We start from the raw sequence: 19095 nt of genomic DNA, 5'->3' as shown, positions 1-19095 counted from the left end.
TGCATGAAAAACGACTTTAATGCCTAAAAACGCAGGGTTTCGCTACAAATACTTCGTTGTCCCTGATGCGTTGTCTCGCGGGCTGCTAGATAATCGCGCGCTACGGGGATCAGCGTTGTTTGGTCCATTTTTGACTTAGGTAGAGACTTGTCCGACAAACCAGTGGGGAATCATTTTGCCCCTGCGGAGTCGGAACAATGCTCGCCAACCTGGCATATAGATAGCTGGCCGTTGGTTTTTTGATCTGTTTTCGGCGAGGGTTGCTCGTGATTGTTAGTCCCTGTAATGCACCAAAATTGTCTGCCAAACGGTTACGAAACGCACTGGTGACGGGCTCTGCCCTGTTTTGCCTGTTCGGCGCGGGTCAACTGTGGGCATTCAGTCTGGACGATGTATCGGCCAAGGCAAAAGAGCTGGCTGGGCAGAAATACGAAGCTCCGCGCAGCAATCTGCCGAACGAATTCCGCGAAATGAAATTCGCTGATTACCAGAAGATTCGTTTCCGCAATGAAAAAGCCGAGTGGGCCGATCAGAACACCCCGTTCAAGCTGTCCTTCTATCACCAGGGTATGCACTTCGATACGCCGGTGAAAATCAATGAAGTCACCGCCGACAGCGTCCAGGAAATCAAGTACGACCCGAATCGTTTCGATTTTGGCGACGTAAAGTTTGATCCGAAAGCCACCGAACAGCTGGGTTATGCCGGCTTCCGGGTGCTGTTCCCGATCAACAAGGCCGACAAGCAAGACGAAATCATGACCATGCTCGGCGCCAGCTATTTCCGCGTCGTTGGCAAGGACCAGGTGTATGGCCTGTCTGCCCGTGGCATGGCGATCGACACGGCGTTGCCGTCCGGTGAAGAATTTCCGCGTTTCACCGAGTTCTGGATCGAGCGTCCGAAGCCGGGCGACAAGCACCTGGTGATCTTCGCCCTGCTGGATTCGCCGCGTGCGACGGGTGCCTACCGCCTGATCCTGCGTCCGGGCACCGACACCGTGGTCGACGTCAAGTCCCAGATGTACCTGCGCGACAAAGTGAGCAAGCTGGGCGTGGCCCCGCTGACCTCGATGTTCCTGTTCGGCGCCAACCAGCCGTCCAAGGTCCTCAACTACCGTCGTGAGCTGCACGATTCCAGCGGCCTGTCGATCCATGCCGGCAATGGCGAGTGGATCTGGCGCCCGCTGAACAACCCTAAACACCTGTCGGTCAGCAACTTCAGCGTGGAAAACCCGCGTGGGTTCGGCCTGCTGCAACGCGGTCGCAACTTCAGCCACTACGAAGACCTGGACGACAACTACGACAAGCGCCCAAGCGCCTGGATCGAACCTGAGGGCGACTGGGGCAAAGGCAGCGTCGACCTGGTAGAGATTCCGACCGCTGACGAAACCAACGACAACATCGTTGCTTTCTGGAGCCCGGCCGAACTGCCGGAAGTCGGCAAGCCGCTGGACGTGTCCTACCGCCTGCACTGGACGCTGGACGATGCCGCCTTCCATTCGCCGGACAGCGCCTGGGTCAAGCAGACCCTGCGTTCCACCGGTGACGTGAAGCAATCCAACCTGATCCGTCAGCCGGACGGCAGCGTGGCTTACCTGGTGGACTTCGAGGGCCCGGCCCTGAAGAAACTGCTGCCGGACGCACCGGTGCGCAGCCAGGTGAGCGTTGGCGACAACGCCGAACTGGTTGAAAACAGCGTGCGCTACAACGAGCACACCAAAGGCTGGCGCCTGACCCTGCGCATGAAGATCAAGGACGCGAGCAAGCCGACTGAAATGCGTGCGGCGCTGGTGCAGGAAATTGCACAGGCCGAGCCTGAACAGGTCTCGACCCACGTGCTCAAGGCCGACAAGGTCCTGGCCAAGCAACACGAAAAACAGGCCAAGAAAGACGCCAAAGAGGCGAAGGACAAGGACGCCAAGCAGCCAGAAGCTGCACCGGCCCCTGTCACGCCCGAGCCGGCCAAGACCGAGCAAGTCCTGACCGAAACCTGGAGCTACCAGTTGCCTGCCGATGAGTAATTCACAAGTCAAGCCGGAAACTCTGACCGAGTACCTGGCGCATCTCCCCATGACGGCTGAGCAGCGCGCCGAGCTGGCGGGCTGCAGCTCTTTCAGCGAGCTGCACGAACGCCTGTCGTCCGCCACCTTCGACGCACCCACCGACGCTGCCCAGGCGTCGGTGGGCCGCCGGCTGACCCTCAGCACGGCCGAAGAGCTGCAGGACGCGGAGATGCTGGCGCTCGACGCCAGCGGCCGCGTCTGCCTGAAGGCCACGCCGCCGATCCGTCGGACCAAAGTGGTGCCCGAGCCTTGGCGCACCAACATCCTGGTACGCGGCTGGCGCCGGATGACCGGGCGCACCAACCCGCCGAAGCCGCCGAAGGACGAACGGGTACTGCCCGCCGCGCGCTGGCGTACCGTGGGCTCGATCCGCCGCTATATCCTGTTGGTGCTGATGCTGGGCCAGACCATCGTGGCCGGCTGGTACATGAAAGGCATCATGCCGTACCAGGGCTGGTCGCTGGTCGACTTCGACGAGATCCGCAACCAGACCCTGCTGCAAACCGCTACCCAGGTACTGCCTTACGCACTGCAGACCAGCATCCTGATCATGTTCGGGATTCTGTTCTGCTGGGTGTCGGCCGGTTTCTGGACCGCGCTGATGGGCTTCCTCGAGCTGCTGACCGGTCACGACAAATACCGTATCTCCGGTAAAAGTGCCGGCGATGAGCCGATTCCCAAGGATGCGCGTACCGCGCTGGTGATGCCGATCTGTAACGAAGACGTGCCGCGGGTATTCGCCGGTTTGCGCGCCACGTTCGAATCGGTGGCCGCGACCGGCGACCTGGACCGTTTCGACTTCTTCGTGCTCAGCGACAGTAATGAAGCGGATATCTGCATTGCCGAACAGCAAGCCTGGCTCGACGTGTGCCGCGAAGCCGGTGGTTTCGGCAAGATTTTCTATCGCCGCCGTCGTCGTCGCGTCAAGCGCAAGAGCGGCAACCTCGACGATTTCTGCCGTCGCTGGGGCGGTGACTACAAGTACATGGTGGTGCTCGACGCCGACAGCGTGATGAGCGGCGAATGCCTGACCAGCCTGGTACGCCTGATGGAAGCCACGCCGGATGCCGGGATTATCCAGACCGCGCCGCGTGCGTCGGGCATGGACACCCTGTATGCGCGCATGCAGCAGTTCGCCACCCGCGTTTATGGTCCGCTGTTTACCGCCGGTCTGCACTTCTGGCAATTGGGTGAATCCCATTACTGGGGCCATAACGCGATCATCCGCATGAAGCCGTTTATCGAGCACTGCGCCCTGGCGCCGTTGCCGGGTAAAGGCGCGTTTGCCGGTGCGATCCTCTCTCACGACTTCGTTGAAGCAGCGCTGATGCGCCGCGCCGGCTGGGGCGTGTGGATTGCCTACGACCTGCCGGGCAGCTACGAAGAGCTGCCGCCCAACTTGCTGGACGAACTCAAGCGTGACCGTCGCTGGTGCCACGGCAACCTGATGAACTTCCGCCTGTTCCTGGTCAAGGGCATGCACCCGGTGCACCGTGCGGTGTTCCTGACCGGCGTGATGTCCTACCTGTCGGCGCCGTTGTGGTTCTTCTTCCTGGTGTTGTCGACGGCGTTGCTGGCGGTGAACACCCTGATGGAGCCGCAGTACTTCATGGCGCCACGCCAGTTGTACCCGCTGTGGCCGCAATGGCATCCGGACAAGGCGGTGGCACTGTTCTCCACCACGATCGTGCTGCTGTTCCTGCCTAAACTGCTGAGCATCATCCTGATCTGGGCCAAGGGCGCGAAAGAGTTCGGCGGCAAGTTCAAAGTGACCTTGTCGATGCTGCTGGAGATGCTGTTCTCCATGCTGCTGGCGCCGGTGCGCATGATCTTCCACACCCGCTTCGTACTGGCCGCGTTCCTCGGCTGGGCCGCGACCTGGAACTCGCCGCAGCGCGACGACGACTCAACGCCCTGGAGCGAAGCGGTCAAGCGTCACGGTCCGCAGACCTTGCTGGGCTTTTTGTGGGCGTTGCTGGTGGTGTGGCTGAACCCGAGCTTCTTGTGGTGGCTGATCCCGATCGTCGGTTCGCTGATGCTGTCGATCCCGGTGTCGGTGATCTCCAGTCGGGTCAAGCTGGGCCTCAAGTCCCGCGATGAGAGCCTGTTCCTGATCCCCGAGGAATACAATCCGCCGCAGGCACTGCTGTCGACCGAGAAGTACACCCATGAAAACCGTTGGCACGCGCTCAATGACGGCTTTGTGCGTTCGGTGGTCGACCCGCAGCAGAACGCCCTGGCCTGTGCCCTGGCGACCTCGCGCCACCGCGAGGCGGAGCCGATCGAGTACCTGCGCGTGGAGCGTGTTCGCCACGCGTTGAAAGTCGGCCCGGCCGGCCTCAACAACAGCGAACGCCTGGCCCTGCTCAGCGACCCGGTGGCACTGGCTCGCTTGCATGAACAGGTGTGGAGCGAAGGCCATGCCGAGTGGCTGGACGCTTGGCGTGCGTCGATCAAGGCTGATCCGCACGCGCCATTGCTACCGCTGCAACCGCTGTCGTCCCAGGCTCAACCGGCCTGATTCAGACGCCCCCGAGGGCCCATCTCGGGGGTGTTTCAAGCGCTGGTCCTACAGCGTTTAGCGCCTCTTCCTTTCCTCGCTAACTCCTTGTTATTTCGAAACAAAAGACCTTCGTGCGAGGCGTATTGCCGTGCCTGTGGCTGGGGTAGCATCGCCCCCCAAATTTGACGCGCCACGGGGGCACACATGTTCAAAAGGTATTGTTCGGCACTGTTGATGGGTGTTGTCGCATTGATTTACACCGGCTTGCTCTCTGCCGGGGCGATTGACGACGCTGTGCGCCGTGGCGTGCTGAAAGTAGGCACTACGCCGACCTACGTACCGTTCGAAATGACGGACAAGCAGGGACGCATCGTCGGCTTCGAGATCGACCTGCTCCAGGCGATGAGCCGCGCGCTGGGGGTTGAACTCGAACTGGTCGCGGTGCCCTACACGGAGTTGCTGTCGGGGCTGATGGCGCAGAAGTTCGACCTGATCGGCAGCGGCATGACGGTCACCCAGGAGCGCAACCTGTACCTCAACTTCAGTGACTCTTTTATCGTGGTGGGCCAGTCGGTCCTGCTGCATCCGCGCCTGGCCGGCAAAGCATCGAGTATCGAAGACCTGGACGAGTCAGGCTATCTGATCGCAGTCACCGAAGGCACCACCGGCGAGGCAGCGGCGCAGCGTTTCCTGGGGGCGGCCCGGCTCAAGCGTTTCACCACGCCGGAGGAGGGCGTGCGCCAAGTGGTGGAAGGCAAGGCCGACGCGTTTATTTACGATGCGCCCTACAACCTGATCGCGATGGCCCGGCCCGAGAACAGCGCACTACTGACGCTGGAGCAACCCTTCACCTTTGAGCCCCTGGCGTTCGGCCTGAAGAAGGGTGACTACGACAGCGTCAACTGGATCAATCATTTCCTCAACCAAGTGGCCCAGGACGGCACTTACGATCAACTGCATGACAAGTGGTTCAGGGACACTGCCTGGATCGCGGAAATTGAGTGATCGTCATAACTACTTACACATCAACTCATCAATGAGCCCATACGCTGACATGTCTAGGCCTTTGGTCAGGCGCGGTGCCGAAAGGGTTCTGTTGCAGAGGCCGATAACATTTAGCCGTGAAGCCTTTGTGACGGGCAACGAGTGGGTTAGGATCGCACCCCGAAATGGCGCAGCCCATACTGCGCCGACCTTACAAAAAACGTTCAGGGGTCTTGATGATGAAAAAGTATCTTTCGATGCTGATGCTCGGCGTCACCGCACTGGTGGCGGCGACTGCGGCACAGGCTGGCGCCATCGATGATGCGGTCAAGCGCGGCACGCTGAAAGTCGGCATGGACCCGACCTACATGCCGTTCGAAATGACCGACAAACGCGGTGAAATCATCGGTTTCGAAGTCGACATCCTCAAGGCCATGGCCAAGTCCATGGGCGTCAAGCTGGAGCTGGTGTCCACCGGCTACGACGGTATCATCCCGGCCTTCCTGACCGGCAAGTTCGACATGATCGGCAGCGGCATGACCCTGACCCAGGAGCGCAACCTGCGCCTGAACTTCAGCGAACCCTTCATCGTGGTCGGCCAGACCCTGCTGATTCGCAAGGAGCTGGAAGGCACCATCAAGTCCTACAAAGACCTGAACGACGAAAAATACCGCCTGACCTCCAAGCTGGGCACCACCGGTGAGATGGTTGCCAAAAAGCTGATCGCCAAAGCCAAGTACCACGGCTACGACAACGAGCAGGAAGGCGTGCTGGACGTGGTCAACGGCAAGGCCGACGCCTTTGTCTACGACGCGCCTTACAACGTGGTGGCCGAGAAGAAAGTCGGCAATGGCAAGCTGGTATTCCTGGAAGAACCCTTCACCTTTGAGCCCCTGGCGTTCGGCTTGAAGAAAGGCGACTACGACAGCGTCAACTTCATCAATAACTTCCTGCACCAGATCAGGAACGACGGCACCTACGATCGCATCCATGACAAGTGGTTCAAGAGCTCCGAGTGGCTCAAGGACATGGAATAAGGCTTAAGACCGAGTTGCCTGTATCGGGGGCAAGCCCCCTCCCACATTTGGAATGCGCTTGCCTGTGGGAGGGGGCTTGCCCCCGATGGCGGCCTACCAGGCAGCACCTATGCGGACAGTGAAATGAAACAGAAAAAAGCCCAATGGCCCTGGCACCTGCTGACCGTGGTCGTGCTGGTCGGCCTGGCCGGCGCCTTGTACTACGCCACCTCGTTGATGTCCTACGAATGGCGCTGGAACCGCGTGCCGCAGTACTTCGCCTATCAGGCCGAAGAAGCGCAGCGTGCAGCCGATATTTCCACCGTCATTGAGCTGGTACGCAAAGGCGATGTGGCCGAGGTAACGCTGCGCACTGATGCCGGTGCCGAGCAAAAGGTGACGGTCGCCGACAACAGCCTGCAAGTGGCGCGCGGCGATGATGTGGCTGAAGGTGACGTCATCGGTGTCAACCGTCATTGGGCACTGGGCCCGCTGATGTGGGGCCTGTGGACCACGCTGTGGTTGTCGGTGGTGTCCGGCATCCTGGGCCTGGCGATTGGCCTGGCCACCGGCTTGTGCCGGCTGTCCAGCAACCCGACCTTGCGCGACCTGTCGACGATCTACGTCGAGCTGGTGCGCGGTACGCCGCTGCTGGTACAGATCTTCATTTTCTATTTCTTTATCGGCACGGTGCTCAACCTGTCCCGCGAGTTTGCCGGGATCGCGGCACTGTCGCTGTTCACCGGTGCCTACGTGGCGGAAATCGTGCGTGCCGGTGTGCAATCGATCACCCGTGGCCAGAACGAGGCCGCGCGCTCCCTGGGCTTGAGCGCCAGCCAGTCGATGCGGCATGTGGTGCTGCCGCAGGCGTTCAAGCGCGTCCTGCCGCCGCTGGCCGGTCAATTCATCAGCCTGGTGAAAGACACCTCGCTGGTCTCGGTGATCGCGATCACCGAGCTGCTCAAGAGCGGGCGCGAAGTGATCACCACCTCGTTTTCGCCCTTTGAAATTCTGTTCTGTGTGGCAGGCCTGTACCTGCTGATCAACCTGCCGCTGTCGAAGATGGCCAGCCGGCTTGAGCGGAGGCTCGCGCAAAGTGATTGAAGTCCGCGATCTGGTAAAAGTCTTCGATACCCGTGGCCATGTCGTGCGCGCCGTGGACCATGTCACCACCCAGGTCGCCAAGGGCGAAGTGCTGGTGGTGATCGGCCCGTCCGGTTCCGGCAAGTCCACCTTTCTGCGCTGTCTTAATGGGCTGGAGGAATTCGATTCAGGTTCGGTCAGCATCGACGGCCTGCAACTGGCCGACCCGAAGACCGATGTGAATGCCTACCGCCGTGAAGTCGGCATGGTGTTTCAGCATTTCAACCTGTTCCCCCACATGACCGTGCTGGAAAACCTGTGCCTGGCGCAAAAGGTCGTGCGCAAGCGCGGCAAGCGAGAACGTGAGGCCAAGGCGCTGGCGTTGCTGGAAAAGGTCGGTATCGCCCAGAAAGCCAATGAGTTTCCGTCGCGCCTCTCCGGTGGCCAGCAGCAGCGTGTAGCGATTGCCCGCGCCCTGGCAATGGAGCCCAAGGTGATGCTGTTTGATGAACCTACCTCGGCGCTGGACCCGGAAATGGTCGGCGAAGTGCTCGACGTCATGAAGACCCTGGCCCTGGAAGGCATGACCATGGTCTGCGTCACCCACGAGATGGGCTTTGCCCGCGAGGTGGCGGATCGGGTGTTGTTTTTCGATCACGGCAAATTGCTCGAGGACGCGGCGCCGGCCGAGTTCTTCGATGCGCCCAAAGACCCGCGGGCCCAGGCTTTCCTGCGCCAGGTCTTATAGGTTCAGGCGCCTGCGGGACGAAGCGCATTGATAATGTGGGAGGGGGCTTGCCCCCGATGGCGGGGTGTCAGTCCCCTTGTGTATTGACTGTTACACCGTTATCGGGGGCAAGCCCCCTCCCACATTTCAGAGTTTGAATTTGCCGACCAGCGTCTGCAAATCCACGCTCAACCTCGTCAATTGAACACTCGCCGCCGCTGTTTCCTCGCTGGCGGCGGCGGTCTGTTCCGACACATCCCGTACCTTCAATACGCTGCGATTGATTTCCTCGGCCACCGCGCTTTGCTGCTCGGCGGCGGCGGCAATCTGCGGGTTCATTTCCTGGATCACCGACACCGTGCGGGCAATCGCCGCCAGGGCGTCGCCGGCGTCGCGGGTCAGGGCAACGCTGTTGTCGGTCAGGTTGCGGCTGCTGTCCATGATGTCGGCTACCTGCTGGGTGCCGTTATGCAGGCCGAGGATCAGCCCTTCGATTTCTTCAGCCGATTCCTGCGTGCGCTGGGCCAGGCTGCGTACTTCGTCGGCGACCACGGCGAACCCTCGCCCGGCGCTGCCCGCGCGCGCCGCTTCGATCGCGGCGTTCAGGGCCAGCAGGTTGGTCTGCTGGGACACGGACTTGATAACGTCGAGCACGCTGGCGATCTTCTGGCTTTCCTGCTGCAGGGTCAGCATCGCGCGACCGGACAATGCCATTTCACTGGCCAGGTTGCCGATCTGCTCAACGGCCTGAGCGACCACCTGCTCGCCGGCGCCGGCCTGCTGATCTGCTTCGTTGGCGGCAACGGACGCGCGTTCGGCATGGCGCGCAACTTCCTGGGCGGTGGCGAGCATTTCATTCATCGCTGTTGCCACCTGGTCGGTTTCATCTTTCTGGTTATTGAGCCCGTTACGGGTCTGTTCAGTGACGGTGGACAACTGCGTCGCGGCACCGGCGATCTGGCGGGCGCTTTCACCGATGCTGCTGATCAGGCTGCGCAGGCTGCGGGTCATTTGCCCGATGCTGTGTTGCAATTGGCCCAGTTCGTCGCGGCGCTCCACTTGGGTGTCGTGGCTCAAGTCGCCCTGGGCCACACGGTTGGCAGCGATAAGGATGTCACGCAACGGCGAGGCGATCTGCCGGGCAATCCACCACGCGGCCAGCGCTCCCAGTACCAGTGCAGCCACCGTAACGCCGATCAGCAGTGTGCGAGTCTGGTCGGCCTCGTGATTGCGCTTGGTGTTCTGGCTCTGGCTCAACAGGTTGCTCTTCTCGCGCAACTCGTTGAGCTGCTGCTCGAAGCGGTTTTGCACGGTCTCGACGTTGAGCTGGGCTTGCTTGAGCTTGACCAGTTGTGCGCGATAATTGGCCAGGTCGGTTTTGAGCAGCGCTGAGTCCACCGGCAGTGTGGTCACGGCGGCCTGTGCGCCATCCAATGCGTCCAGCGTCTGGCTGGCAGCCTCGGCATAGGCCTGCAACGAGTCGGCCGCCCAGGCGGGGTTCTGGGCGCGATCCTCAGCCTGCTCCATGGCTTGGCGCAATTGCTCGATCGCATCGAGCGCCTTTTCGTCATTCTGGTCGGGCAAGTCGCTGGCGAATTGGGCCAGGGTGTCACTGGCTTGCAGGGCGGATGTCTTCAGCGCCGGGCGTATATTCTCGCGCTGCTCGATCAAGGCGGGTAGCTGCGCCAGCGCCGTCTTGAAGTCGGCTACCAGGCGTACCGCCTCGCTATTGCGTTGCACATCGACCGGGTCTATCAGGCGGTGTGAAAGGTCTGCCAGATGCTGGTCGATTTTTTCGATCTTCTGCGCCATCTGGTCCAGGCTGGCTTTGTCCGCCAGGGTGCGGTACACGATGCGATCGGCGCGCATGGCCTCCGCATAGACGGCCAGCTCGCCCAGGCTCGTCAGGCTGTCGGAGCGATAGAGGACGGCGTTCAAGGCCTGCCAGCCCGTTGCAGCAATGATGAAGCTGAGCATCAGCACTTGGCCAAAACTCAGCGCGAGCTTGAGGCGTACGCTGGCGTTCACCAGCATGCGGGTCAGCCGAGAAAACATGGCGCACCTCCGATTTCAGAAAAAGCGTTTCGCGACAGATGAACGCTAATTCGAATTGGAGTGAGGGCGGGCTGATAACTGTGTAGGAAATTTCACAAGATGCGGCAGCCGCAATCGGCCGCCGCGCAGACCGGTCAGATGCGGAAGCGTCCGACCAGGGTTTGCAAATAGATGCCCAGGCGTGCGAGCTCAGCACTGGACGCCGCCGTTTCTTCGCTGGCCGAAGAAGTTTGCTCGGAGACATCGCGCACATTCAACACGCTACGGTTGATCTCTTCGGCGACAGCGCTCTGCTGCTCGGCGGCCGTGGCAATCTGCGAATTCATCGCCTGGATGGTCGAAACGGTGCGCGTGATGCTCTCCAACGCGCTGCCGGCTCGGCGCGTCAGTTCGACACTGCTGTCGGTCAGGCCGCGACTGTTGTCCATGATGGTCGCCACCTGCTGAGTACCGTTTTGCAGGCCCACGATCAGCTCCTCGATCTCTTCGGTGGACTTCTGTGTGCGCTGGGCCAGGCTGCGCACTTCGTCGGCCACCACGGCGAAGCCGCGCCCGGCTTCACCGGCACGCGCCGCTTCAATGGCTGCGTTGAGCGCCAGCAGGTTGGTTTGCTGGGCCACGGACTTGATGACGTCAAGCACGCTGCCGATCTTGTCGCTTTCACGCTTCAGATCGCCCATGGCGATCGTCGAATTGCCGACTTCGGTGGCCAGGCGCTCGATCTGGGCGATGGCTTCACCGACCACCTTGTCGCCTTCGCGGGCCTGCAAATCGGCGGCCACGGCGGCTTCCGACGCTTCTTCGGCATTGCGCGCCACTTCCTGCACGGTGGCGGCCATTTCGTTCATGGCCGTGGCCAGCTGGTCGGTCTCGATCTTCTGGCTGTTGACCCCGGCGCTGGTCTGTTCGGTCACCGCCGACAGTTGCTCGGCGGCGCTGGCGATCTGGGTGACGCCATCGCTGATGCCACCAATCAACTCGCGCAGGCCCACGGTCATGCTTTGCATGGCGCGTTGCAGTTGGCCCAATTCGTCCTGGCGGGCGGACTCCAGGTTGTGGCTCAGGTCGCCCGAGGCCACGCGCTCGGCGACCTTGAGGGTTTGATTGAGCGGAATGATGATCTGGCGGGTGATGGCCCAGGCGGCGACGAGGCCAAACAACAGGGCCAGCAGGGTAGCCAGCAGCAACAGCTGTTTGGCTTGCGCAGCGTCGCTGTCGCGGACCACGGTTTGCGAGGCGGTGAGCTTGTTGCTGCGGTCCAGCAGAATGTCGCCTTGGTCGCTCATGATTTTCAGCGCAGCGGCGCTGGCCACCTGTGAGTCGCGGTACTGACTGACGGCGGCGCGGTAGGCTTGCAGTGAAACACCGGCCTGTTGCAGGTTGGTCGAAAATTGATCAGGTAGCTGGCCGCTGAGCGCGGCGATTTTCTTCAGGGCATTATCGATGGCATCCAGCGCGGGCTGCTCGGCCTCGACTTTGCCGCTATAGGTGTAGCCGCGAACCTGGAAACGCGCCTGCTGGATCAGCTTGCTCAGGTCGACGATGCTGTTGAACTGGCTGACGCTGTCGCCCTGGAGCAGGCTCGTTTCCACTTCACGGACTTTGAGTACCGCGTTGTCAGCTGTATCGCCGAGCTTGCTGCGCGCGTTTTCGCGATTGGCGCCCGCCTGGACCATGGCGTCGAAGGCGCGCTTGTACTGGTCGACGGCGGCGAGCTGGTCATCGATCAACGCGATGTCGGCGGGTTGTTCAATCAGAGCCCGCGCAGTTTTCAGGCCGCTTTCCAGTTGGCCCAGAAAACCATTGACTGCCGCCGGGCCCTGTTCGCCACGGCGCATTTCAAAGTCCAGGCGCGCTATGCGCAAGTCCTTGCTCAAGTCGTTGAGACTGGCGATGTAGCCCAGTTTGTCGCCACGGCTGATCACGCCCGAAAGCCCGGCCCAGCCGGTGAGTGTGATGATTAAGGTAAGCAGCAACACCAGGCCGAAGCCGACGCCCAGCTTGGTTTTGACGCTGACATTCCCCAGCTTTTCGGCTAACCAACGATACATGCTGCAAACTCCCCTGGAACAAGGCTTGGACTTATTCCGGGTTTATCGGCATGTGTATGAGATTCTGAAGCGACGCAGTACACCTGTGGGAGGGGCTTGCCCCCGATAGCGGTGTATCAGCCACTGAATGTGCCGACTGATACTCTGTCATCGGGGGCAAGCCCCCTCCCACACTGGATCGGTGTCAGAACAAGCGGGCGAGCAGAGCGGTCACGGCGGTCTCTACGCGCAGGATGCGCGCGCCGAGTTGCACCGGCTGCAGGCCGGCCTTGGCCAGCATTTCGACTTCATAGGGAATCCAGCCACCTTCCGGCCCGATCGCCAGGGTCACCGGTTCATCCAGGCCGCGGGGGCAGGGCGGGTAATCGCCGGGGTGGCCGACCAGGCCAAGCGTGCCCGCGACCATGGCCGGCAGACGATCTTCAACGAACGGCTTGAAGCGCTTCTCGATAATGATCTCGGGCAATACCGTGTCCCGCGCCTGTTCCAGGCCGAGGATGAGCTGCTCGCGAATCGCTTCAGGCTCCAGGAATGGGGTTTGCCAGAAGCTTTTTTCCACGCGGTAGCTGTTGATCAGTACGACCTTCGGCACGCCCATGGCGGCCACCGTTTGCAGCACCCGACGCAGCATCTTCGGGCGGGGCAGGGCCAGCAGCAGGGTCAGCGGCAGTTTGCTCGGCGGCGCCTGGTCGAAGCTGACGTGCAGCTCGGCTTCCCCAGCTTCCAGGCGCAGCAGTTGGGCATTACCCATCAGCCCGCCAATGCGGCCCACACGCAGGTTGTCGCCCACCACGGCGCGGTGGACCTCCTGCATATGCACCAGGCGCCGGTCACGCAGCACCACCCGGTCGGCCGCGATAAAGTCGGCGTCTTCCAGCAGCAGCAGGTTCACGGCTGGGTCGCTGGCGGCTGGTCGTCGTCGGCAGTCTGGTCGTCCGGGTGTTCGCCACGCTTGCTGATCAAGCCGCTGAACAGGATGCCGATCTCGAACAGCATCCACATCGGCACAGCCAGCAACGTCTGGGAGAAGATATCCGGCGGGGTAAGGATCATGCCGACCACGAAGCAGCCGATGATCACATAGGGGCGGATCTTCTTCAGGTAAGCCACGTTGACCACACCGATCCACACCAGCAACACCACCGCCACCGGAATTTCGAAGGCTACGCCAAAGGCGAAGAACAGCGTCATCACGAAGTCGAGGTAGCTGGTGATGTCGGTCATCATTTCCACGCCGGCCGGGGTGGCGGCGGCGAAGAATTTGAAGATCAGCGGAAACACCAGGAAGTAGGCGAAGGCCATGCCGGTATAGAAAAGCAGAATGCTCGACACCAGCAACGGCACGGCGATGCGCTTCTCATGCTTGTACAGCCCCGGCGCGATGAAGCCCCAGATCTGATGCAGGATGACCGGGATCGCCAGGAACAGCGAGACCATCATGGTCAGCTTCAACGGCGTCAGGAACGGCGACGACACGTCGGTGGCGATCATCGTCGCGCCGGCCGGCAAGTACTGGCGCAGCGGCGTGGAGACGAAGGTATAGATCTGCTGGGTGAAGGCAAACAGCCCGGCAAAGATGATGAAGATGGCCGCTACGCAACGCAGCAGGCGGGTACGCAGCTCGGTGAGGTGCGAGACCAGCGGCATGTGCTGGTCGTTTTCCGGTTTATCAGCGCTCATGGGGCTCGCGGCGGCAATGTAGGGTCATGGGGCGCGGGCGACGCAACGGGCGTCGGCGCAGGCTCGGTTGGCGCGGTCGGTGCCGGGGGGGCAGCTTCAGGCGCAGGCGCGATACTGTTCTGGGCCACAGGTTCCACCGGTTTGGCGGGCTCCTGCACGGGCGACAGAATCTTGCGCGTTTCCTGCTCCAACGACAGGATGTGTTCGTTGTGCAGTTGCCGGCGGATCTCGTCGGCACCGATTTCCCGCTCAACTTCCTGTTTGATCGCGTTGAAGCTGCGTTTCAGGCGCCCGATCCACAGGCCGGCCGTGCGTGCCGCGCCGGGCAGGCGTTCGGGCCCCAATACCAGCAGGGCCACGAGGCCGACGAGCAGCAGTTCAGAGAAGCTGATACCAAACATTAGTCAGTGCTCACGAGTCTTTGCGGGTCGGCTCTTCGACTTTTTCAGCCTGCACGTCGAAGGTACGACGCTCGGTGATCGGCTGGGCGGCCTGCGGGTGCACAGGCTGGGCCGGTGGAACCGGGTTTGCAGTCGGTTCGGCCGGCTTTTCGTCGTCGTTCATGGCTTTACGAAAGCCCTTGATCGACTCGCCGACATCGGTACCCAGGTTCTTGAGTTTCTTGGTGCCGAACACCAGTACCACGACCACCAGAATGACGATCCAGTGTTTCCAGTCAAAAATACCCATGCTGCAAATCCTCGATAAAAGTTATTCAGGTGGACGGGCGTGCGGCCTTCTCGGCGTGCCCCGACAGACCGAAGCGACGGTCCAGTTCATCCAGCACGGCCTGTGGATGCTGCCCCAGTTGGGCGAGCATGATCAGGCTATGGAACCACAAGTCGGCGGTCTCATAGATGACATCGCTGCAATCGCCGCTGATCTGCGCATCCTTGGCGGCAATGATCGTCTCGATGGATTCTTCGCCGAGTTTTTCCAGGATCTTGTTCAAACCCTTGTGATACAGGCTGGCGACATAGGAGCTGTCGGCATCCGCGCTCTTGCGCTCTTCCAGCACCTGGGCCACGCGGTTGAGGGTATCGCTCATGTTCAGTGTCCTGCCGAATAAATGGCGTGCGGGTCTTTGAGCACCGGTTCCACCACCTTCCATTCGCCGTTCTCGAACACGCGATAGAAGCAACTGTGACGGCCGGTGTGGCAGGCGATGCCGCCGATCTGTTCGACCTTGAGGATCACCACGTCGCCATCACAATCCAGGCGCAGCTCATGCAGCGTCTGCACATGCCCGGACTCTTCGCCCTTGCGCCACAGTTTGCCACGCGAACGTGACCAGTAGATGGCGCGCTGCTCAGCGGCGGTCAGGCTCAGGGCCTCGCGGTTCATCCAGGCCATCATCAGCACGCGCCCGGTCTTGTAGTCCTGGGCAATGGCCGGCACCAGGCCGTCACTGTCCCACTTGATCTCGTCCAGCCAGTCTTTCATGTTCGGCTCCGGCAATTTGCGACAGTGTATAACCGGATGGGTTATCGACGCACGATCAGATAAACGCCCACGGCGACCATGATTCCGGCCGGCCAGTGGCCCAGTTGATTCAAGGGTCCGCCTATCGCCAGCATGACCCCACCCACCAGGTGTGCGGCGCCGAGCAGGCGCAGGAACCAGTCGTCCTTGCGCTTGCGCCATGGCGGCTCGGGGTCCCTGGCATGAGGCTGGGACATGCGCTCGAGCAAGTCGCGGGTCATATTGGCCAGGTGCGGCAGCTGTTCCATCTGGCTGTGCAGGTTGCCCAGCATGGTCTTCGGGCTCATCCGCTCACGCATCCAACGCTCCAGGAACGGCTGCGCGGTGTTCCACAGATCGAGGTCCGGGTACAGCTGGCGGCCCAGGCCTTCGATGTTGAGCAGGGTTTTTTGCAGCAGCACCAACTGCGGCTGCACTTCCATATTGAAGCGCCGCGCGGTCTGGAACAGGCGCATCAGCACCTGACCGAAGGAAATATCTTTTAATGGTTTTTCAAAGATCGGCTCGCACACGGTGCGGATCGCCGCTTCGAATTCATTCAGCTTGGTTTCCGCCGGCACCCAGCCCGAATCAATGTGCAACTGCGCCACGCGGCGATAATCACGCTTGAAAAAGGCGAACAGGTTACGCGCCAGGTAGTCCTGGTCTTCCGGCGTGAGGCTGCCGACGATGCCGCAGTCGATGGCAATGTACTGCGGGCTCCACGGGTTGACGGTGCTGACGAAGATGTTGCCCGGGTGCATGTCGGCGTGGAAGAAACTGTCGCGGAACACCTGGGTGAAGAAAATCTCCACGCCGCGCTCGGCGAGCATCTTCATGTCGGTGCGCTGGTCGGCCAGGGTCGCGAGGTCGGTGACTTGCACACCGTAGATGCGCTCCATCACCAGCACTTTGGGGCGGCACCAGTCCCAGTACACTTGCGGCACGTACAGCAGCTGCGAGCCTTCGAAGTTGCGGCGCAGCTGGCTGGCGTTGGCGGCTTCGCGCAGCAGATCGAGTTCGTCGTAGATGGTTTTTTCGTAGTCGGCCACCACATCCACCGGATGCAGCAGGCGCGCATCGGCAGAGAAACGCTCGGCGGCGCGGGCCAGGATGAACAGCCACGCCAGGTCCTGGCCGATGATCGGCTTGAGGCCCGGGCGGATGACTTTCACCACCACTTCTTCACCGCTCTTGAGCTGCGCAGCATGCACCTGCGCGACCGAGGCCGACGCCAGCGGCTCGACATCGAAGCGGCTGAACACCTCGCTGATCTTCCTGCCCAATTGCTCTTCGATCAGCTTCATCGACAACTGCGAATCGAACGGCGGCACGCGGTCCTGCAGCAGCATCAGCTCATCGGCGATGTCTTCGGGCAGCAGGTCGCGGCGCGTCGATAAGATCTGCCCGAACTTGATGAAGATCGGCCCCAGGTCCTGCAACGCCAGGCGCAGGCAGGCACCTCGGCTCAGTTCCAGTTTTCTGCGCGGCAACCAGCGCCACGGCAGCACATAGCGCACCGCAAGCAGGAACCATGGCAGGGGCAGGGCAAACAGCAGGTCATCGAGGCGGTAGCGGATTACGACGCGCTGGATACGAAACAAACGGCGGACGGCGAGCAGCTTCATGCGTTATCGCTTGGATCAAGGGAACGGCTCAAGCGCTCGAAGCGGGCCTCGAGGCGTTCCAGGTCGATTTTGGCCTTGTCGAGCTCACGAAAGCGCGCTTGCGCTTCCCGTTGCCCGACCAGGGTGCGCGATTCTTCGCTCAGGTATTCGGCGAGGTTCTGGTTGAGGCTGGCGAACCCTTGCTGATACCAGCGCGAACGGCTGCGCAGGTGCCCGCTGAGCAGCTGAGTGGCGACGGGGCCGATCCAGCGCGAGAGTTCGTATTCCCAGTCCAGCTCCAGGTCCTGCAGCACGGCGGCCAGGTCCATCAGCACCGCGCTGTCGCCTTCCAGCGCCACTTCGGGGCTGTGCAGGATAGCGGTCTTGTTGCGGCTCAGCGCCAGGTGCAACAGGCTTGCGGCGGGTGCACGCAGGGTGCAGTCGGCCTCGGCGGCCCATTGCGTCGCGAGCAGCAGGCCTTCATCGCTGGGCAGGATAAACAGCTGCAAGGCGGGGCTGCGGCAATCGACGGCGATGACTTTGCCGGTCAGGTGCGCAAGCCGCGCCAGGGCGGTGCTGTCCAGGCGCAAGACACGGTTGAGGCCGTGCTCGACGCTTGCGATAAGGCCTGCGAGCAACATCAGGGCTTGATGCCGCGGTGCAGGGCAACGATGCCCGAGGTCATGTTGTGGTAGGTCACGCGGTCGAAACCGGCTTCCACCATCATGGACTTCAGGGTTTCCTGGTCGGGGTGCATGCGGATCGATTCGGCCAGGTAGCGGTAGCTCTCGGCATCGTTGGTGATCAGCTTGCCCATCAACGGCATGAAGGCGAACGAATAGGTGTCGTATACCTTGGACATCAGTGCGTTGGTGGGCTTTGAGAATTCCAGCACCAGCAGGCGGCCACCCGGCTTGAGCACGCGCAGCATCGAGCGGATTGCGTCTTCCTTGTGGGTGACATTGCGCAGGCCGAAGGCGATGGTCACGCAATCGAAGTGGTTGTCCGGGAACGGCAGTTTTTCCGCGTCGGCCTGGACGAATTCGATGTTGCCGGCCACGCCCTTGTCGAGCAGGCGGTCGCGACCGACCTTGAGCATCGAGCCGTTGATATCGGCCAGTACCACTTGGCCGGTAGGCCCTACCAACTTGGAAAACTTGGCCGCCAGGTCGCCCGTGCCGCCAGCGATGTCCAGCACGCGATTGCCGGTGCGTACGCCCGACAGTTCGATGGTGAAACGCTTCCACAGGCGGTGCATGCCACCGGAGAGCACGTCGTTCATCAAGTCGTACTTGGCGGCTACGGAGTGGAACACCTCAGCGACTTTTTCCGCTTTCTGGCTTTCCGGGACGTTCTTGAAGCCGAAGTGAGTGGTGGGTTCGGCATCGCTGCCTTTGCGCTGATCAGTCATATCGCTGTCACCAAAAGAGAATGCGGGACATGATAATCCCCGGGGCCTGCTTTGTCTTGGCAAGGCTGAAGGTAAGATAGGTGCTTATCGAGACCTTTTGCCGCATGGAAGGTTTCCAAGCCCTTATAGAAAGGAGTCATTGCAATGGCGCGTATCACCGTTGAGCGTGAGCATTCCCTGGGTAAAGCAGCCGCACGGGCAAAGGCCGAGACGCTGGCGCAGAAACTCAAGGATAAATATGGCGTGGAGTCGTCGTGGTCCGGCGATACGCTGAACCTCAAGCGGTCGGGCGTTAAAGGCACCGTTCAGGTCTTTGATGATGCATTGCGTATCGATGTGGAACTGGGCCTGTTGATGTCGGCCATGAGCGGTACCCTCAAGTCCGAAATCGAAAAAGCCCTGGATAAAGCGCTGGCCTGATTCGACGCTCTTAGGGTGCCGATTCTAATTTTTCCCC

At 61.3% G+C, this 19095-nt stretch carries 17 protein-coding genes and 2 pseudogenes; 7 read left to right on the top strand and 12 right to left on the bottom strand.

All coding sequences use genetic code 11. The features are described from left to right. Window positions 1-266: 266 nt before the first annotated feature. From CIB54_RS23470 to CIB54_RS23445, 6 genes and pseudogenes are all read left to right on the top strand, one after another. Complete coding sequence (locus CIB54_RS23470) at window positions 267-2018, top strand: glucan biosynthesis protein G (protein WP_065950185.1); 1752 nt, start codon at window positions 267-269, stop codon at window positions 2016-2018. After that, a pseudogene (gene mdoH, locus CIB54_RS23465) lies at window positions 2011-4583 on the top strand (glucans biosynthesis glucosyltransferase MdoH); the annotation flags it as partial. The gene CIB54_RS23470 and the pseudogene mdoH, both read left to right, overlap by 8 nt. 184 nt (window positions 4584-4767) lie before the next feature. Further along, a complete protein-coding gene (locus CIB54_RS23460; protein WP_065950110.1) occupies window positions 4768-5568 on the top strand; it encodes a transporter substrate-binding domain-containing protein in 801 nt (266 codons plus the stop codon). Window positions 5569-5786: 218 nt separating this feature from the next. Next, window positions 5787-6584: a transporter substrate-binding domain-containing protein gene (locus CIB54_RS23455; protein ID WP_065885769.1), complete on the top strand. Its 798-nt coding sequence runs from the start codon at window positions 5787-5789 to the stop codon at window positions 6582-6584. A 123-nt stretch (window positions 6585-6707) separates the two neighbouring features. Further along, window positions 6708-7667 carry an amino acid ABC transporter permease gene (locus CIB54_RS23450; RefSeq protein ID WP_065950111.1) on the top strand — a complete coding sequence of 320 codons (960 nt, stop codon included), beginning with the start codon at window positions 6708-6710 and terminating at the stop codon, window positions 7665-7667. Next, on the top strand, window positions 7660-8394 hold the full coding sequence (locus CIB54_RS23445) for an amino acid ABC transporter ATP-binding protein (protein ID WP_065950112.1): 735 nt from the start codon (window positions 7660-7662) through the stop codon (window positions 8392-8394). The genes CIB54_RS23450 and CIB54_RS23445 overlap by 8 nt, the downstream gene beginning before the upstream one ends. Window positions 8395-8520: 126 nt before the next feature. Here the strand turns inward: CIB54_RS23445 and CIB54_RS23440 are convergent, their stop codons facing one another. The 12 genes and pseudogenes from CIB54_RS23440 to ubiE form a co-directional block, all read right to left on the bottom strand. Next, complete coding sequence (locus CIB54_RS23440) at window positions 8521-10428, bottom strand: methyl-accepting chemotaxis protein (RefSeq protein WP_101221100.1); 1908 nt, start codon at window positions 10426-10428, stop codon at window positions 8521-8523. Window positions 10429-10562: 134 nt separating this feature from the next. Beyond that, window positions 10563-11276 (bottom strand): methyl-accepting chemotaxis protein, encoded by a 714-nt coding sequence (locus tag CIB54_RS28070; RefSeq protein ID WP_420094171.1) that lies wholly within the window; start codon window positions 11274-11276, stop codon window positions 10563-10565. Between the two features lie 144 nt (window positions 11277-11420). Continuing rightward, window positions 11421-12479 (bottom strand): annotated as a pseudogene (locus CIB54_RS28065) (methyl-accepting chemotaxis protein); the annotation flags it as partial. 184 nt (window positions 12480-12663) lie between these two features. Next, on the bottom strand, window positions 12664-13371 hold the full coding sequence (locus tag CIB54_RS23430; RefSeq protein ID WP_065950115.1) for a 16S rRNA (uracil(1498)-N(3))-methyltransferase: 708 nt from the start codon (window positions 13369-13371) through the stop codon (window positions 12664-12666). After that, window positions 13368-14159 carry a twin-arginine translocase subunit TatC gene (tatC, locus tag CIB54_RS23425; RefSeq protein ID WP_065885722.1) on the bottom strand — a complete coding sequence of 264 codons (792 nt, stop codon included), beginning with the start codon at window positions 14157-14159 and terminating at the stop codon, window positions 13368-13370. Before tatC ends, CIB54_RS23430 begins: the two co-directional genes overlap by 4 nt. Next, complete coding sequence (tatB, locus tag CIB54_RS23420) at window positions 14156-14560, bottom strand: Sec-independent protein translocase protein TatB (RefSeq protein ID WP_065950116.1); 405 nt, start codon at window positions 14558-14560, stop codon at window positions 14156-14158. Before tatB ends, tatC begins: the two co-directional genes overlap by 4 nt. A gap of 10 nt (window positions 14561-14570) precedes the next feature. Next, window positions 14571-14849, bottom strand: a complete 279-nt coding sequence (locus CIB54_RS23415) for a twin-arginine translocase TatA/TatE family subunit (RefSeq protein WP_065885720.1) — start codon at window positions 14847-14849, stop codon at window positions 14571-14573. Window positions 14850-14874: 25 nt separating this feature from the next. Further along, the gene (locus tag CIB54_RS23410; RefSeq protein WP_065950118.1) at window positions 14875-15207 is read right to left on the bottom strand and encodes a phosphoribosyl-ATP diphosphatase; all 333 of its coding nucleotides are present in this window, start codon (window positions 15205-15207) and stop codon (window positions 14875-14877) included. A 2-nt stretch (window positions 15208-15209) separates the two neighbouring features. After that, window positions 15210-15602 (bottom strand): phosphoribosyl-AMP cyclohydrolase, encoded by a 393-nt coding sequence (gene hisI / locus CIB54_RS23405; RefSeq protein ID WP_057008528.1) that lies wholly within the window; start codon window positions 15600-15602, stop codon window positions 15210-15212. A 41-nt stretch (window positions 15603-15643) separates the two neighbouring features. Further along, a complete protein-coding gene (gene ubiB, locus CIB54_RS23400) occupies window positions 15644-17248 on the bottom strand; it encodes a ubiquinone biosynthesis regulatory protein kinase UbiB (RefSeq protein WP_065950119.1) in 1605 nt (534 codons plus the stop codon). After that, window positions 17245-17868, bottom strand: coding sequence for a ubiquinone biosynthesis accessory factor UbiJ (locus CIB54_RS23395; protein WP_101221098.1), 624 nt, complete (start codon window positions 17866-17868; stop codon window positions 17245-17247). The genes ubiB and CIB54_RS23395 overlap by 4 nt, the downstream gene beginning before the upstream one ends. After that, window positions 17868-18638 (bottom strand): bifunctional demethylmenaquinone methyltransferase/2-methoxy-6-polyprenyl-1,4-benzoquinol methylase UbiE, encoded by a 771-nt coding sequence (ubiE, locus tag CIB54_RS23390; RefSeq protein WP_003171186.1) that lies wholly within the window; start codon window positions 18636-18638, stop codon window positions 17868-17870. Before ubiE ends, CIB54_RS23395 begins: the two co-directional genes overlap by 1 nt. Window positions 18639-18782: 144 nt before the next feature. On the opposite strand from ubiE, the gene CIB54_RS23385 reads away from it, so the two are divergent. After that, window positions 18783-19058, top strand: a complete 276-nt coding sequence (locus CIB54_RS23385) for a polyhydroxyalkanoic acid system family protein (RefSeq protein WP_065950121.1) — start codon at window positions 18783-18785, stop codon at window positions 19056-19058. Window positions 19059-19095: the final 37 nt, after the last annotated feature.

The sequence above is a fragment of the Pseudomonas fluorescens genome, assembly GCF_002837185.1.
GTDB lineage: Bacteria > Pseudomonadota > Gammaproteobacteria > Pseudomonadales > Pseudomonadaceae > Aquipseudomonas > Aquipseudomonas fluorescens_AM.
Note: the sequence above shows the minus strand (reverse complement) of the source record. Positions and strands in the feature narration are given on the sequence as shown.

Bases quoted from the DNA above. Each gene is read 5' to 3' on its own strand.
- CIB54_RS23460 (WP_065950110.1), top strand. From the start codon at position 4,768: ATGTTCAAAAGGTATTGTTCGGCACTGTTGATGGGTGTTGTCGCATTG.
- CIB54_RS23455 (WP_065885769.1), top strand. From the start codon at position 5,787: ATGAAAAAGTATCTTTCGATGCTGATGCTCGGCGTCACCGCACTGGTG.
- CIB54_RS23450 (WP_065950111.1), top strand. From the start codon at position 6,708: ATGAAACAGAAAAAAGCCCAATGGCCCTGGCACCTGCTGACCGTGGTC.
- CIB54_RS23440 (WP_101221100.1), bottom strand. From the start codon at position 10,428: ATGTTTTCTCGGCTGACCCGCATGCTGGTGAACGCCAGCGTACGCCTC.
- CIB54_RS28070 (WP_420094171.1), bottom strand. From the start codon at position 11,276: ATGAACGAAATGGCCGCCACCGTGCAGGAAGTGGCGCGCAATGCCGAA.
- tatC (WP_065885722.1), bottom strand. From the start codon at position 14,159: ATGAGCGCTGATAAACCGGAAAACGACCAGCACATGCCGCTGGTCTCG.
- tatB (WP_065950116.1), bottom strand. From the start codon at position 14,560: ATGTTTGGTATCAGCTTCTCTGAACTGCTGCTCGTCGGCCTCGTGGCC.
- CIB54_RS23415 (WP_065885720.1), bottom strand. From the start codon at position 14,849: ATGGGTATTTTTGACTGGAAACACTGGATCGTCATTCTGGTGGTCGTG.
- CIB54_RS23410 (WP_065950118.1), bottom strand. From the start codon at position 15,207: ATGAGCGATACCCTCAACCGCGTGGCCCAGGTGCTGGAAGAGCGCAAG.
- hisI (WP_057008528.1), bottom strand. From the start codon at position 15,602: ATGAAAGACTGGCTGGACGAGATCAAGTGGGACAGTGACGGCCTGGTG.
- ubiB (WP_065950119.1), bottom strand. From the start codon at position 17,248: ATGAAGCTGCTCGCCGTCCGCCGTTTGTTTCGTATCCAGCGCGTCGTA.
- CIB54_RS23395 (WP_101221098.1), bottom strand. From the start codon at position 17,868: ATGTTGCTCGCAGGCCTTATCGCAAGCGTCGAGCACGGCCTCAACCGT.
- ubiE (WP_003171186.1), bottom strand. From the start codon at position 18,638: ATGACTGATCAGCGCAAAGGCAGCGATGCCGAACCCACCACTCACTTC.
- CIB54_RS23385 (WP_065950121.1), top strand. From the start codon at position 18,783: ATGGCGCGTATCACCGTTGAGCGTGAGCATTCCCTGGGTAAAGCAGCC.